General features: G+C 38.4%; 13 protein-coding genes. All 13 read left to right on the forward strand.

Going from position 1 to position 16,400, the window contains the following annotated elements:
* Positions 1-182 precede the first annotated feature (182 nt).
* The 13 genes from pfkA to mutM all read left to right on the forward strand — a co-directional run bounded on the left by pfkA (position 183) and on the right by mutM (position 16,386).
* Positions 183-1,142: a 6-phosphofructokinase gene (pfkA, locus tag AC1FXP_RS08950; RefSeq protein ID WP_480060489.1), complete on the forward strand. Its 960-nt coding sequence runs from the start codon at positions 183-185 to the stop codon at positions 1,140-1,142.
* A 117-nt stretch (positions 1,143-1,259) separates the two neighbouring features.
* Positions 1,260-3,014, forward strand: coding sequence for a pyruvate kinase (gene pyk / locus AC1FXP_RS08955; RefSeq protein WP_480060491.1), 1,755 nt, complete (start codon positions 1,260-1,262; stop codon positions 3,012-3,014).
* A 91-nt stretch (positions 3,015-3,105) separates the two neighbouring features.
* A complete protein-coding gene (locus tag AC1FXP_RS08960; RefSeq protein ID WP_480060493.1) occupies positions 3,106-3,501 on the forward strand; it encodes an FxsA family protein in 396 nt (131 codons plus the stop codon).
* A 123-nt stretch (positions 3,502-3,624) separates the two neighbouring features.
* Positions 3,625-4,098, forward strand: a complete 474-nt coding sequence (locus tag AC1FXP_RS08965; protein WP_480060495.1) for a DUF441 domain-containing protein — start codon at positions 3,625-3,627, stop codon at positions 4,096-4,098.
* A 218-nt stretch (positions 4,099-4,316) separates the two neighbouring features.
* Complete coding sequence (gene citZ, locus AC1FXP_RS08970) at positions 4,317-5,432, forward strand: citrate synthase (RefSeq protein ID WP_480060497.1); 1,116 nt, start codon at positions 4,317-4,319, stop codon at positions 5,430-5,432.
* A 119-nt stretch (positions 5,433-5,551) separates the two neighbouring features.
* Entirely contained in the window at positions 5,552-6,820 is a 1,269-nt protein-coding gene (icd, locus tag AC1FXP_RS08975; RefSeq protein WP_480060499.1) for an NADP-dependent isocitrate dehydrogenase, read from the forward strand.
* Positions 6,821-6,906: 86 nt separating this feature from the next.
* Positions 6,907-7,851 carry a malate dehydrogenase gene (mdh, locus tag AC1FXP_RS08980; RefSeq protein ID WP_480060501.1) on the forward strand — a complete coding sequence of 315 codons (945 nt, stop codon included), beginning with the start codon at positions 6,907-6,909 and terminating at the stop codon, positions 7,849-7,851.
* A gap of 187 nt (positions 7,852-8,038) precedes the next feature.
* Positions 8,039-8,761, forward strand: a complete 723-nt coding sequence (locus AC1FXP_RS08985) for a response regulator transcription factor (RefSeq protein WP_480060503.1) — start codon at positions 8,039-8,041, stop codon at positions 8,759-8,761.
* Complete coding sequence (gene pnpS, locus AC1FXP_RS08990) at positions 8,754-10,523, forward strand: two-component system histidine kinase PnpS (protein WP_480060505.1); 1,770 nt, start codon at positions 8,754-8,756, stop codon at positions 10,521-10,523. The genes AC1FXP_RS08985 and pnpS overlap by 8 nt, the downstream gene beginning before the upstream one ends.
* Positions 10,524-10,927: 404 nt before the next feature.
* Positions 10,928-11,878, forward strand: coding sequence for an FtsH protease activity modulator HflK (gene hflK / locus AC1FXP_RS08995; protein WP_480060507.1), 951 nt, complete (start codon positions 10,928-10,930; stop codon positions 11,876-11,878).
* On the forward strand, positions 11,878-12,813 hold the full coding sequence (hflC, locus tag AC1FXP_RS09000) for a protease modulator HflC (RefSeq protein WP_480060509.1): 936 nt from the start codon (positions 11,878-11,880) through the stop codon (positions 12,811-12,813). The genes hflK and hflC overlap by 1 nt, the downstream gene beginning before the upstream one ends.
* A 109-nt stretch (positions 12,814-12,922) precedes the next feature.
* Positions 12,923-15,547 carry a DNA polymerase I gene (gene polA / locus AC1FXP_RS09005; RefSeq protein ID WP_480060511.1) on the forward strand — a complete coding sequence of 875 codons (2,625 nt, stop codon included), beginning with the start codon at positions 12,923-12,925 and terminating at the stop codon, positions 15,545-15,547.
* A 14-nt stretch (positions 15,548-15,561) separates the two neighbouring features.
* Positions 15,562-16,386 carry a DNA-formamidopyrimidine glycosylase gene (gene mutM / locus AC1FXP_RS09010; RefSeq protein ID WP_480060513.1) on the forward strand — a complete coding sequence of 275 codons (825 nt, stop codon included), beginning with the start codon at positions 15,562-15,564 and terminating at the stop codon, positions 16,384-16,386.
* Positions 16,387-16,400: the final 14 nt, after the last annotated feature.

A 16,400-nucleotide genomic window follows, 5' to 3' on the forward strand; every position in this document is an offset into this window, starting at 1 on the left:
TCTACTTTTGTGAAAGCACTTTTTGTGTTGGAATTAACTGTATTGTATTCAATTCGCTAAAGTGGTATTTTTAAAAATGGGAAATGCTTAACTGCATAATTATATTGAGGCTAAAAGTACACATGCTATTAGCATTGAACTTTTTAATATATTTTTATTACAGAGTTTGAGGAGGAGACGAAATGAAAAGAATAGGAGTCTTAACAAGCGGTGGAGATTCTCCAGGAATGAACGCTGCTATTCGTGCAGTTGTGCGTAAAGCCATTTTTCATGGCTTAGAAGTATACGGCATCTCTTACGGATACGCTGGGTTAATAAATGGAGAGATTAAGAAAATGGAATTAGGGTCTGTAGGTGATATAATCCACCGTGGGGGAACAGTACTATACACGGCTCGCTGTGAAGAATTCAAGACGCTTGAAGGTCAGAAAAAAGGAATTGAACAGTTGAAGAAGTTTGGGATTGAAGGACTTGTTGTTATCGGTGGAGATGGTTCGTACCGAGGCGCTCAGAAGTTAACCGAACACGGTTTTCCGACAATTGGTGTACCAGGAACGATTGATAATGACATTCCTGGAACAGATTTTACAATTGGCTTTGACACAGCATTAAATACAGTTATTGATGCGATTGATAAAATCCGTGATACAGCTACATCACATGAGCGTACATATGTAATCGAAGTTATGGGACGTCATGCAGGCGACCTTGCTCTATGGTCAGGTCTTGCTGATGGTGCGGAAACAATCATCGTTCCAGAAGCAGATTATGAAATGTCAGATATTATCTCTCGTTTAAAGCGTGGACAAGAGCGTGGAAAAAAACATAGTATCATTATTGTTGCAGAAGGTGTAGGCAGCGGTTTTGATTTTGGAAATCGAATTAAAGAAGAAATCAATTTAGAAACTAGAGTTACAGTATTAGGGCATATTCAACGTGGAGGTTCACCTTCAGGATTTGACCGTGTTCTAGCTAGCAGGTTAGGTGCAAAAGCTGTTGACCTACTTTTAGAAGGAAAAGCTGGAGTAACTGTTGGTATAGAGAAAAACGAGCTTGTTTATCATGATATAGATGAGGCATTAGCTCGTAAGCATTCGATCGATATGGAAATGTACAAGCTATCTCAACAATTGTCGATTTAAAACACTTGGTATTTAGACTAGTACCATACATCTCTGTGAGTAGTTTCCATAAATGGATGTATGGTAATCAAACATTTATAAGTAAATAAAAAATATATGAGCAAGTAGGAGGATAATATGCGTAAAACTAAAATTGTATGTACTATTGGTCCAGCAAGCGAATCTATTGAAAAACTTGAGGCTTTAATTGAAGCAGGTATGAATGTAGCACGATTAAACTTTTCACACGGTGACTTTGAAGAACATGGAGCAAGAATCCGTAGCATCCGCGAAGCTGCAGAGAAAACAGGAAAAACGGTTGCTATTTTGCTTGATACGAAAGGACCTGAAATTCGTACTCAAACGTTAGAAGGGGGCGTAGCGGATTTAGTTGCTGGAGACGAACTGGTTGTGTCAATGACTGAAGTTGTCGGAAACAACAAGAAAATCTCCGTTTCATATCCTGGTCTAATTAACGATGTTCAACCTGGATCGAAAATTTTACTGGATGATGGTTTAATTGGACTTGAAGTAACAGAAATCGGTGATGGGGAACTTATTACTAAAGTATTAAACAGCGGAACGTTGAAAAACAAAAAAGGGGTAAATGTACCGAATGTAAGTGTGAATCTTCCAGGGATTACCGATAAGGATGCTGATGATATTAAATTTGGTATTGAACAAGGAGTAGACTTTATTGCGGCTTCATTTGTTCGTAGAGCAACGGATGTTCTAGAGATTCGTGAGCTTCTTGAGAATAATGGTGGAGAAGAAATCCATATCATCCCTAAGATTGAGAATCAAGAAGGGGTAGATAACATTGATGAGATCTTAGAAGTTTCTGATGGGTTAATGGTAGCTCGAGGTGACCTTGGTGTAGAAATCCCTGCAGAAGAAGTACCACTTGTTCAAAAAGTACTAATTAAAAAGTGTAATGCTGTTGCTAAACCAGTTATTACAGCGACTCAAATGCTTGATTCGATGCAACGTAACCCTAGACCAACTCGAGCAGAAGCAAGTGATGTTGCAAACGCAATTTTTGATGGAACAGATGCGATCATGCTTTCTGGTGAAACGGCAGCTGGTGATTATCCTGTTGAGTCTGTACAGACAATGCATAATATTGCCACCCGTACAGAACAAGCATTGAATTATGCTTCAATGCTTCGTAAGAAAACAAAAGAGGAAACGACTACAATTACGAGTGCAATTGGCCAGTCTGTTGCTCATACAGCTTTTAACTTATCTGCATCGGTGATCTTGTCTGCTACAGAAAGTGGTCATACGGCACGTATTGTATCAAAGTATCGTCCCAAATCGCCAATTGTAGCAGTTGCGAGTGACCCTAAAGTAATTCGTAAATTAAACCTAGTTTGGGGCGTGACACCAATTCAAGGCAAGGAAGCGTCATCAACAGATGAAATGTTTGATTCAACAATTGGAACAGCGATCGAATCAGGATCAATTAAACAAGGTGATCTTGTTGTTATTACAGCAGGTGTCCCTGTAGGGGAGTCAGGTACAACGAATATTATGAAAGTTCATGTCATTGGCGAAGTGATTGCTAAGGGTCAAGGAATTGGACGTCGTTCAGCTGCTGGTCGTGTAGTCACTGCTCGTTCTGCTGAAGAAGCGAATGAAAAAACAAAACAAGGGTCTATCCTTGTTACGTTTAGCACAGATAAAGATATGATCCCTGCTTTTGAAAAAGCGGCAGCTGTTATTACTGAAGAAGGTGGTTTAACTTCCCATGCAGCTGTTGTAGGATTAAACCTAAGCACGCCAGTTATCGTAGGGGTTCAAGGTGCTCTAGAGCTATTCACAGACGGTGAAGAAATCACGGTAGATAGTGCTCGAGGCGACATTTACAGAGGTCACACGAGTGTACTATAATTTAAGGTGAGGAGAAGGGAGTTCCCTTCTCCTCTTTACGTATAAAAGCTGATTTCGTCAATGGTTGATTGAAATTAGGAAGGAGCAGAGAATGTTTCGATTATTATTATTGTTAATTATTATTGTACCTGCCCTTGAAATTGCCGTTTTAATTTTATCTGGGAATGTCCTTGGGGTTTGGCCTACGATATTGTTGATCATTGCAACAGGCCTACTAGGTGCTTGGCTTGCAAAAAAAGAAGGGTTACAAGCATTGAGACTTGCACAGCTTCAAACGCAGCAAGGGCAATTGCCAAGCGGTGTTATTCTAGATGGAATTTGTATTTTAGTAGGTGGGGTTGTTTTATTAACTCCAGGGTTTATTACTGACGCTATTGGATTCTTTTTATTGATTCCTGCAACTCGAACGATTGCTAAAGGCTTCTTATTAAAATTGTTTAATAAAATGATAAAAAATGGAAATTTCGTTATAATGACAAGAAGGTAATGGATCAATAGTTATTTTTGATAGGAAGTTAGAAAAGTAGCTGAATTAGTAATATTATGATAAAATTAAACTGCTATGAAGTGCACTTGCAGTATTCTGTGAGTGAGGAAGAAGGGTCGTTACTTGTTCTCACAAGCATCCGTTTTTATGTTGATTTTGTTACTTGTGGCAGTTGTCGCAAAAAATCAATCTCTAATTGTAGCGGTTCTATTTTTACTAGTTATTAAATGGATAGGACTGGGTGATAAATTATTCCCTCTTTTTCAGCAAAAGGGAATAAATATAGGAGTCACAATTATTACAATTGCGGTATTAACGCCAATTGTCACAGGTGAAATAGGTTTTAAGCAATTAGGAGAAGCTGTAAAGTCGTCATATGCTTGGATTGCACTAGGTGCAGGAATCTTAGTTGCTATTATTGCTGCGAGCGGCATTGATTTATTAAAAAATGATCCACATATAACGACTGCTTTAGTCTTTGGTACGATTTTAGCTGTTGCCTTATTTAATGGGGTTGCAGTTGGACCACTAATTGGGGCAGGAATAGCTTATCTTGCAATGAAAATTGTCCAGTTTTTCACTCATCTTGGAGGATGAGTGAAAGCTCCTTTTAAAGAATCACAATAATGGCACAGGTTATAGATTTAGAATTTATTAATTACTTTTCACGAAAACGTTCACAAAAGTGTAATAAATCGTTATAATGGAACTTGTGAGCATCCTTCTTACATAGCGTAGCTTTCTCTCTTCATAGGGAGTGTAAGCACTAACTAGTTAGAGGAAGTTTATGATATTAGAGAAAAGGAGAGGTTAACGTGAGTACAACTCGTGGTCTAGAAGGTATTGTAGCAACGCAATCAAGTGTTAGCTCCATCATTGAAAGTGTCCTTACTTACCAAGGATATGATATTGATGATTTAGCAGATAATGCGAGTTTTGAAGAGGTTATATACCTTCTTTGGAATGGGTCATTACCAAAAGCAAATGAACTTAGTCATTTTACTCAGGAGCTTGCCAACCATGCTGAAATACCAAAACAGATAATTGACCAAATGAAGGCATATCCAATTGACAAGGTCCACCCAATGGCTGCCCTTCGTACAGCAATTTCAAGTCTGGCATTATTTGATGAAGAAGCAGATGTAATGGATGAGGCTGCAAACCGTCGTAAGGCAATCAAGATTCAAGCGCAAATCCCAACAATAGTGACAGCGTTTTCAAGATTGCGCGAGGGATTAGAGCCAGTGACTCCACGTAAAGATCTAGGTTTTGCTGCGAACTTTCTTTACATGTTAACTGGTAATGAGCCAGACGAAATTGCAGTGAATGCATTTAATAAAGCGTTAGTGCTACATGCTGACCATGAGTTAAATGCTTCAACGTTTACTGCACGTGTCTGTGTAGCAACTCTTTCTGATGTATACTCTGGTATTACAGCAGCAATTGGAGCATTAAAAGGTCCCCTGCACGGTGGTGCTAATGAAGCCGTAATGAACATGTTGTCAGAAATTGGCAGTGTAGAAAATGTGGAACCATATATCCGCAAGGCGTTAGATAACAAAGAAAAAATCATGGGCTTTGGTCACCGAGTTTATAAAGATGGAGATCCACGTGCGAAGCATTTACGTGAGATGTCTAAGCGATTAACTGAAATAACAGGTGAGACAAAGTGGTATGAAATGTCTAAGAAGATTAATGAAATGGTAACGAGTGAAAAAGGGCTACTTCCGAATGTAGATTTCTATTCGGCTAGTGTCTATCATAGTTTAGGGATCAAGCATGATTTATTTACACCGATCTTTGCGGTTAGCCGTACATCTGGATGGTTAGCGCACATTTTAGAACAGTATAGCAATAACAGACTAATTCGTCCGCGTGCTGAATATATTGGACCGAATAAACAAACCTATATTCCAATTGAACAGCGTTAATAGCGTACTCTGGGAGGCTGTTCCTCCCTGTACATAGATTGACATTTGGTAAAAAGAATAGCAACATATAGAGGAAGTAATATTTTATACTTTTTTGAATAATTAGGAGGTAATTAAGCATGTCAAACGGTGAAGTAATTAAAGTAAACAACGGAGTACTTGATGTACCAAACAACCCAATTGTACCTTACATAGAAGGAGATGGAATTGGACCTGATATTTGGGCTGCTGCTTCTCGTGTATTAGATGCCGCAGTTGAAAAAGCATACAATGGTGAGAAGAAAATTGAGTGGAAAGAAATTCTTGCTGGTGAAAAAGCATATAATCAAACAGGTGAGTGGCTTCCGGAAGCAACACTAGATGCAGTACGTGAATATATGATTGCTATTAAAGGACCTTTAACTACACCAATCGGTGGCGGTATCCGCTCTTTAAACGTTGCACTACGTCAAGAACTTGATTTATATGTTTGTCTTCGTCCAGTACGTTATTTCCAAGGTGTTCCTTCACCTGTAAAACGTCCTGAAGATACTGATATGGTTATCTTCCGTGAAAATTCAGAAGATATTTATGCTGGAATTGAGTATAAAGAAGGTTCTGATGAAGTTAAGAAGCTTATCGAGTTCTTACAAAACGAAATGGGAGCTACAAAAATCCGTTTCCCTGAAACTTCTGGTATTGGTATTAAGCCTGTATCTCAAGAAGGAACAGACCGACTAGTTCGTGCGGCGATTCAGTATGCTCTTGATGAAGGTCGTAAGAGTGTAACACTTGTACACAAAGGAAATATCATGAAGTTTACTGAAGGGGCATTCAAAAACTGGGGTTATGAAGTGGCTGAGCGCGAATTCGGAGACAAAGTATTTACATGGGCTCAATACGATAAAATCGTAGAAACAGAAGGCAAGGAAGCTGCAAACAAAGCTCAACAAGAAGCAGAAGCTGCTGGAAAAATCATTGTAAAAGATTCAATTGCTGATATCTTCTTACAACAGATCTTAACACGTCCAAAAGAGTTTGATGTTGTAGCAACAATGAACCTAAATGGTGACTACATTTCTGATGCACTTGCAGCACAAGTTGGTGGAATTGGAATTGCTCCAGGAGCAAACATTAACTACGACTCAGGACATGCAATTTTTGAAGCTACTCATGGTACTGCACCGAAATATGCTGGTCTTGATAAAGTAAACCCATCATCTGTACTTCTTTCAGGTGAGTTATTGCTTCGTCACTTAGGTTGGTTCGAAGCGGCAGACCTTATCATGGGTTCTATGGATAAAACAATTGCAAGTAAAGTTGTAACATACGATTTTGCACGTCTAATGGACGGAGCAACTGAAGTATCTTGCTCAGGATTTGCAGAGGAATTAATTAAAAACCTGTAATAGTTATATATACCCAAAGGTTGGTTCTTTCAGCCTTTGGGTAATAATTTAAATTGTAAGCTATTATAATCCGGGAGTGATATGTTATGGCAATTAAACGTAGAAAGATTTCTGTGATCGGTGGAGGTTTCACAGGAGCTACAACTGCTCTAATGGTTGCACAGAAAGAGTTAGGCGATGTTGTTCTTTTAGATATTCCTCAAATGGAAGGTCCAACAAAAGGAAAAGCATTAGATATGCTTGAATCAACACCAGTAGCTGGAATTGATTCCAATATCATTGGCACTTCTAACTACGAAGATACGAAAGATTCTGATGTGGTTGTCATAACTGCAGGGATTGCACGTAAGCCAGGCATGAGCCGTGATGATTTAGTTAACACAAATGCAGGTATAATGAAAGCAGTCACAAAAGAGGTTGTGAAATATTCTCCAAACTGCTATATTATCGTTTTAACAAATCCAGCAGACGCAATGACATATACGGTATTTAAGGAATCTGGATTCACTAAAAATCGTGTCATTGGTCAATCTGGTGTACTAGATACAGCAAGATTCCGTACGTTTGTTGCTCAAGAGCTTAACCTTTCTGTTGAAGATATTACTGGTTTTGTTCTTGGTGGACACGGCGATGATATGGTACCACTTATCCGTTATTCGGCTGCAGGTGGAGTTCCACTTGAAAAGCTAATTCCACAAGATCGCTTAGATGCGATCGTTGAGCGTACTCGTAAAGGAGGCGGTGAAATCGTAGGCCTTCTTGGAAATGGAAGTGCATACTATGCACCTGCTGCATCTCTAACTCAGATGGTTGAGGCGATCATTAAAGATAAGAAACGTGTAATTCCTACAATTGCTTACTTAGAAGGTGAGTATGGTTACGAGGACCTATATGTAGGTGTTCCGACGATCTTAGGTGGAGATGGAATTGAAAAAATCATCGAACTAGATTTAACAGACGATGAGAAAGCAGCATTAGCTAAATCAGTTGAGTCTGTTCGTAGTGTTATGGCTGCTTTACCGACATCTTAATTAGTTACGGAGGTTATTCTAAAGGTCAAACTAGCCCTTTAGAATAACCCCTTTTTTGTTTTTCTTGATAGCAATTATCCTATACTTTGCTATACTAATAATAGAAATAGAAAGAACCCATTAGGGCATATAGCAGGGTGGACCGTTACATTTACTCGTTTTTTGAAACGAGTTTGGGAGGATTAATATGTCACAGCGTTTGTTAATTGTCGATGATGAAGAATCCATTGTTACGTTATTGCAGTTTAACTTAGAGCAAGCGGGTTTTGATGTCACAACAGCAATGGATGGTGCAAAGGCTTTAGAATTGGCCACTACAGAATCATTTGATTTACTCGTTCTTGATTTAATGTTACCTGAAATGGATGGCTTAGATGTATGCAAGCAACTTAGACAAAATAAGGTAACAACTCCGATTTTAATGCTCACAGCAAAAGATGATGAATTCGATAAAGTTTTAGGATTAGAACTTGGAGCAGACGACTATATGACGAAGCCATTTAGCCCTCGTGAAGTGGTTGCAAGAGTTCGAGCTATTCTAAGAAGAGCACAACCTGTACTTTTAGAAACGAATACAAGTCAAGGTCCAACAGAAAATGTTATTAAATTTGGAGAAGTGGAAATCCATCCAGATAATTATGAGGTGTTTTTCAAAAATAATGCACTGGAATTAACACCTAAAGAATTTGAATTATTACTTTATTTAGCTAATCATAAAGGGCGTGTATTAACGAGAGATCAGTTGCTAAACGCAGTTTGGAATTACGAATTTGTTGGTGATACAAGGATAGTGGATGTTCACATAAGTCACCTTCGTGAAAAAATTGAAGCAAATACAAAAAAGCCAACTTATATAAAGACAATTCGGGGACTTGGCTATAAATTGGAGGAGCCCCCAGTCAATGTATAAGTTAAGGTTCAAAATCATGTTGGCTGTTCTATCAATTACTTTGCTTGTATTGATTGGCATAGGGTTTGTGATAGGAAAGCTATATGAAGATTTTTACATTAATAACTTGACCGATCGAGTAGAGAAAGAAGCCAGCTTAGCTGCATATATGCTTGCTGAATATGGTCTTGAGGAAGAAAATGCTCAAAAGAGAGCTTTGGAAATAGCGGAAATGCTTGACTCAAGAGTAACGATAATTCTTTTAGATGGTACCGTTATTGGTGAGTCTGCAACTGACCCTAAAACAATGGACAATCATTTGCTAAGGCCTGAAATTGAAGCGATTGAAAATGAGGAAAGCGTCTCGTATATTCGATATAGTGAAACTGTACAAGATGAACTCCTATATTATGCTATTCCTATTGTAGATGAGAACGGAAATAAATTAGGATACATGCGTTTAGGGCTTTCTACACGTACGTTAGCTGATATGACAGAAAAGATTTGGTTGATTTTAGGGATCAGCTTTACTGTCGCTTTTATCATTATTGTAACTATTACGTATCGTGTGACAAATGAAATGATAGGACCGATTGAAAGTGCGACGGTCGTTGCTAATGAGTTAGCGGAAGGAAACTACAAAGCGAGAACGTCTGAAGGGAAGCGAGATGAAATTGGACAGTTATCAAGGTCTATTAATATTCTTGCTTTTAACTTAGAGCAACTGACTAATCGACACCAGGCTCAAAAGGAACGTATGGAAACTTTGATTGACAACATGGGTAGTGGATTAATCTTAATCAATACTAAAGGCGATATATCCTTAATCAATCGTGCATGTCAAGAGATCTTCGAAGAAAATACAGATCTTTGGCAAAATCAACTTTACCATGATGTGATTCAACATAAAGAACTTATAAAGATCGTACAAACCATTTTTATGACTGAAAAAAAACAAAGAATGCAAATTCACTTCCCGATACATTTAGAGGTACGTCATTTTGAAGTATATGCAGCTCCAGTCATGAGCAATAGCGATAAATTAAAGGGGATTGTCCTTGTGCTTCATGACATTACTGAGTTAAAGAAACTTGAACAAGTACGTACAGACTTTGTTGCTAATGTATCGCATGAACTAAAAACGCCGGTCACTTCCATCAAAGGGTTTACCGAAACGCTTCTTGATGGAGCGATGAACACGGAGCCACTTCGAGAAAAGTTCTTAACGATTATTGCTAATGAAAGTGAGCGACTGCAAAGTTTGATTCAGGATTTACTAGACCTTTCAAGAATTGAACAAGCTTATTTTCAATTGAATTGGGAAAGAACGAATTTACAAGATATTGTAAGTGAAGTGATTGATTTATTAAAAGAAAAAGCACAGGAAAAACAAATTGATTTACAGATGTGTATTGAAGGTGATACAACACTTGAAGGAGATACGGAGCGTATAAAACAAATTGCTATAAATGTAATAAATAATGGCATTATGTACACTCCAGTTTCGGGATCGATCAACATTTTAATGAAAGGAAATGAAGAAACGATTACATTAGAAATTACTGATACAGGTGTTGGAATAAGTGAGAAGGATCTTCCTAGAATCTTTGAGCGGTTCTACCGGGTAGATCGAGCGCGAAGCCGGAATTCTGGGGGCACTGGCTTGGGACTTGCTATTGTCAAACACTTAGTAGAAGCACACCAAGGCAAAATAGTTGTAAATAGTGTGGTTGGAAAAGGAACTACTTTCACGATTACTTTTAACCGGTATCGAGCTGAGTAGTTTGTATTAGAAAAACAACTTAAGATGTTAGTCAGAACAAAAGAGTGTCACAAGAGAAGCGTCTCTTGATGACACTCTTTTTACAAAATATTTACATTGTCGTAAAACAACCTTAACTAAATTTATCTATAATTAAAGGGAACGGTTTTCATCACTGCTTGGCAAGCTATTACATCTTGCTAATAGTTCAACCCTTTGATTGACATGAGCGCCCCCCTTTGTGCTCATGTCTTTTTTTATTGGTAAATGAATGTTGAAGCTTTTCCGGTAAAAAGACCCAAATAGCATGAATTTTGTACTATAATGAAAAAGAGTGAGATTCTTTAAAAAAAAATTGAAACCGATTTATTTAAAGAATCGTATAAAGAGTATAAAAACAAGAACATCAAGGAAGGAATGATAAGATGACGGTTAAGCAATTACTGGTTGGCTTTGGATCTTGCGTTGGTGTCGCAATACTAGCCCTTTTTCTTGCTACTGGTTGGTACATAGTCGACGAATCGGAACAAGCAGCATTAATTACTTTTGGAAAAGTAGATGAAACGATTACGGAGCCAGGTTTAAAATTTAAAATGCCATGGCCGATACAAAGAGTTGAGATTTTATCGAGAGGAACTTATAACCTTCAAGTAGGCTATAAGGAAGAAGATGGAGAAGTGGTAGAATTCACTCGGGAAGCGAAGATGATTACGGGTGATGAAAACATTCTCTTTGCTGATCTGGCTGTTCAATGGCGAATAATAGATCCTGAGCAATATTTGTATAGCGCGGTTGATGCCAGAGAGGTTTTGTATAATGCGACGTCATCTGCCTTACGTACAGTTATTGGAAGCACAACGATTGATGAAGTCCTGACTGATCAAAGACCGGAAGTAGAGGCACGGGTTTTTGAAAATTTAATTGAGTTATTAGAAATCTATCAAATTGGTGTAAGTATACAAGATGTAAAACTTCAAGATGTAGAACTTCCAACTGAAGACGTTCGTCGTGCTTTTATAGAGGTAACGGATGCTCGGGAGGAACGTCTGACAAAAATTAATGAAGCAACAAGATACCGCAACCAACAAATCAATGAAGTCGAAGGGGAAAAAGATGCTATTATCTCTCGTGCAGAGGGAACAAGAGCAGAAAGAATTGAACGGGCCCGTGGAGACGTGGCAAGATTTGACGCTCTTTATAACGAGTATCTTGTCAATCCGGAGGTAACAAGGCAACGTCTTGTTCTAGAAACCCTTGAAAATGTGTTACCAAATACAGAGATTTATATTATGGACAGCAATAGTGATACGGTAAGTTACTTACCAATCAGGCCACTAGAGCGGGGACAAAGTTCTGCTGAAGGAGGGAGTAACTAATGAGTGATGAGAACATTGTCGATTTAAATGAACGTCGTCCAAGTGATGAGTGGAGAAAGTACGCAAAGCTTGGAGCGATCGCTATTATTTTAATTGCGATTTTAGCAACGATCATTAGTAATCTTTTTATTGTAGAACAAGGGGAATATAAAGTAGTTCGTCAGTTTGGTGAAGTTGTCAGGATTGAAGATCAACCTGGACTTAGTTATAAAATTCCATTTATCCAATCGGTTTCAACTCTACCCAAATATCAATTAATTTATGACATCCCACCAGCTGAAATTAATACGAGAGATCAAAAACGAGTACTAGCCGATCATTATGCAGTATGGAGAATTGAAAATCCACAGCTAATGATCTCAAATACGGTCACACAGGAACGTGCGGAAGCCATTATGGGTGAGTTAATCTTCTCAGCGATTCGAGCAGAATTAGGACAATTAGAGTTTGATGAGATTATTAATGAAGAAGAAACGTCCCAACGAGGGAGTTTTAATGAACTTGTACGTGATCGTGTCAATGAAGCACTTGAGCGGAATCAATACGGGATTAAATTAACAGACGTTCGAATGAAACGAACAGATCTTCCAGAAGAGAATGAAGAAGCTGTATATAGCCGGATGATTTCTGAGCGTCATGCGACTGCACAAGAATATTTATCACAAGGGGATGCAGAAGCGAACCGGATTCAATCGAACACAGACCGAGAAGTAACAGAAATTCTTGCAACTGCCAATGCCGATGCAAATGAAATTGTCGGGGAAGGGGAAGCAGAGGCTGCAAGTATCTACAATGAATCATTTGGCCGGGACACAGAGTTTTATCAGTTGTATCGTACGCTTGAGTCGTATGAGAAAACAATTGGTGATGAAACAGTCATTGTCTTGCCGTCTAACTCTCCTTATGCTCGTATTTTGATGGGCTTTACAGAGTAATTGTTCAAGAGAGTACCAAAAAGTCAAAACCGGACTTTTTGGTACTCTCTTTTTTCGTGTGCTACAATAACTATATGAAAAAACTGGTTTTTAAGAGAGGGGCATTTAGTTGAAAAAGCTCGTATTAATAGATGGAAATAGCATTGCTTATCGTGCTTTTTTTGCACTGCCATTATTGAATAATGATAAAGGTGTATTTACGAATGCAGTGTATGGTTTTACAACGATGTTATTAAAGATTATTGAAGAAGAAAAACCGACGCATATGCTAGTGGCGTTTGATGCTGGCAAAACAACGTTTCGCCATAAAACATTTGATGAATACAAAGGCGGGCGTCAAAAAACGCCGCCGGAGTTATCGGAACAGTTTCATCTCGTCAGGGAAATGCTTGATGCTTTTAACATTTCTCGTTATGAAGTTGAAAACTATGAAGCTGATGATATCATCGGTACGCTTGCTAAAGATGCATCAAACAAAGACTTTGAAGTGAAGGTATATTCTGGAGATAAGGATTTGCTTCAGCTCGTCTCTGATAAAGTGACGGTTGTGTTAACAAAGAAGGGGATTACTAATGTTGAAGCATATGATGAAGCCCTTATCGCTGAGAAGTATGGGATTAGTCCGAAGCAAATTATCGACATGAAAGGACTTATGGGAGATAGTTCTGATAATATCCCTGGTGTTCCAGGTGTCGGTGAAAAAACGGCATTAAAGCTGTTAAAAGAATTCGGTTCAGTTGAAAAGGTACTTGATTCGATCGATCAAATCTCTGGAAAGAAAATGAAAGAAAAACTAGAAGAGAATCGTGAGCAAGCGTTAATGAGTAAAGAGCTTGCTACCATTTTTGTAGATGTTCCTTTTGAAACACAATTAGATGACCTTAGTTTTGGTGAGTATGATAAGCAAAATGTAGTCAAATTAATGAAGGAACTAGAGTTTACATCGCTTGTGTCGAAATTTGATACAGACGGTGCTGTGGAAGAAGAATTGGAAGATATTACATATGAAGTGTTAGATGAGGTAACTGAAGAGTACTTGACAGAAGAAGCAGCTCTTGTTGTTGAAGTGTTAAGTGAAAACTATCATCAAGCAACTATTGAAGGATTTGCATTTGTTAATGAAAAAGGTCGCTTTTTTATAAATACAGAACAAGCTTTAAATTCTCAAGCGTTTGTTGATTGGTTAAAAGATGATACGACAAAGATTACAGTATTTGATGCAAAACGAGCCGTCGTTGCTCTAGGTTGGAAAGGGGTACTTTTAAACGGGGTAACGTTTGATTTACAAATGGCTTCTTATTTATTAGATCCGTCATTGTCGTCACATGAAATAAGCGATGTAGCTAAGCGCAAAGCAAAAGGACAAGTACAGGAAGATGAAGTGGTGTATGGTAAAGGAGCGAAACAAAAAGTTCCAGACCAAGCACAGCTCGCCGAACATTTAGTTCGAAAAGCCGATGCGCTGTATCAACTCCAACCTATCTTGGAACAAGAGTTAATAGAAAATGAGCAAGAAAAGTTGTTCAGAGAGCTTGAAACGCCACTTTCGATTATTTTAGGACACATGGAAACAACGGGGGTGAAAGTAGATAAGGAACAACTTGAGCAGATGGGGGAAGATTTAAATCGACGCTTGAGAGAATTGGAAGAGAAGATTCATGAGCTTGCCGGTAGTTCTTTTAATATCAATTCCCCTAAACAATTAGGAGAAGTGTTGTTTGAAAAGTTAGGTCTTCCTCCAATTAAGAAAACAAAAACTGGATACTCAACTTCTGCAGATGTATTGGAAAAATTAGCTGAGGATCATGAAATCGTTGAACATATTTTGCACTACAGGCAGTTAGGGAAATTGAATTCAACATATATTGAAGGTTTATTAAAAGTAACAAAGGCTGAAACGAATAAAATTCATACTCGCTATAACCAAGCCTTAACACAGACTGGGCGTTTAAGTTCTACTGATCCGAACTTACAAAATATCCCGATTCGATTGGAAGAAGGTCGTAAAATTCGAAAGGCTTTTATCCCATCAGAGACGGGTTGGAAAATACTAGCAGCCGATTATTCGCAAATTGAATTACGGGTACTAGCCCATATTTCTGGCGATGAAAAGTTAATAGAAGCCTTTTTGTCTGACATGGATATCCATATGAAAACGGCGATGGATGTGTTCCATGTAAGCGAGGACCAAGTTACGGCGAATATGCGTAGAAGTGCCAAAGCAGTTAACTTTGGGATCGTGTACGGTATAAGTGATTTTGGCTTATCACAAAGTCTTGGGATTACGAGAAAAGAGGCCGGGCAATTTATTGACCGTTATTTAGCGAGTTATCCAAAAGTAAAAGAATATATGGATAACACGATTGAAGAAGCTCGGGAAAAAGGGTATGTGTCTACCTTATTGCAACGTAGACGCTACTTAGCTGACATTACAAGTCGCAATTTTAATAAACGGAGTTTCGCTGAGCGAACGGCGATGAATACACCAATTCAAGGAACAGCTGCTGATATTATAAAAAGGGCAATGGTCGATATGGCAGAGCGCCTTGAAGCAGAAAATTTACAAAGTCGTATGCTGTTACAAGTTCATGATGAACTGATTTTTGAAGTCCCTCAGAATGAGATGGAAATCATGATGAAGCTAGTACCAGAAGTAATGGAGGAAACGGTTAACTTAGATGTTCCTCTTAAGGCTGATGTCTCTTATGGTGAAACCTGGTATGATGCGAAATAAGGAGAGGACATAGTATGCCTGAATTACCTGAGGTGGAAACAGTAAGTCGAACCTTACGTCAATTGGTCATTGGAAAAACCATTGCCGCTGTTGATGTATTGTGGGCCAATATAATAAAAAAACCCGATGATGTGGAACAATTTAAACTTCACTTAATAGGGCAGACGATTCATGAGGTTAATCGGCGCGGGAAATTCCTGTTATTTGTACTAGATGATCTAACGATGGTTTCACATCTTCGGATGGAGGGGCGTTATGGTCTTTTTCAAAAAGAAGAAGAGCTTACGCCACATACCCACGTGATTTTTTCTTTCACAGATGGTACTCAGTTGCGCTATCAAGATGTACGTAAATTTGGAACAATGCATATTTTTGAAAAAGGAACGGAAGAGAAAACAATGCCGTTATCTCAGTTAGGAGTAGAGCCTTTTTCTTCGAAATTCACCGTAGATCTGATGGAACGCTCCTTTAAGAACACGACGAGGAATATTAAAGTCGTCTTATTAGACCAGAAAACAGTCGTTGGTCTGGGAAATATCTATGTCGATGAAGCTTTGTTTAAAGCGGGAATTCATCCTGAACGTAAGGCTTCTTCTCTTTCAAATACTGAACTAACACGTTTGCATGATGCCATTATTACGACGTTACAAGAAGCTGTTGATTTAGGAGGTAGTTCGATAAAATCGTATGTAAATGGACAAGGTGAGATGGGAATGTTTCAACAACAACTTACTGTCTATGGACGTAAAGGTGAACCATGTGTGCAATGTGGGGCAGAGATAACGAAGAATGTTGTTGGTGGTAGGGGTACGCACTTCTGCATAAACTGTCAAAAATAAAGTACCATTGGATA

The organism is Halalkalibacter sp. HAAS-P013 (assembly GCF_056619925.1).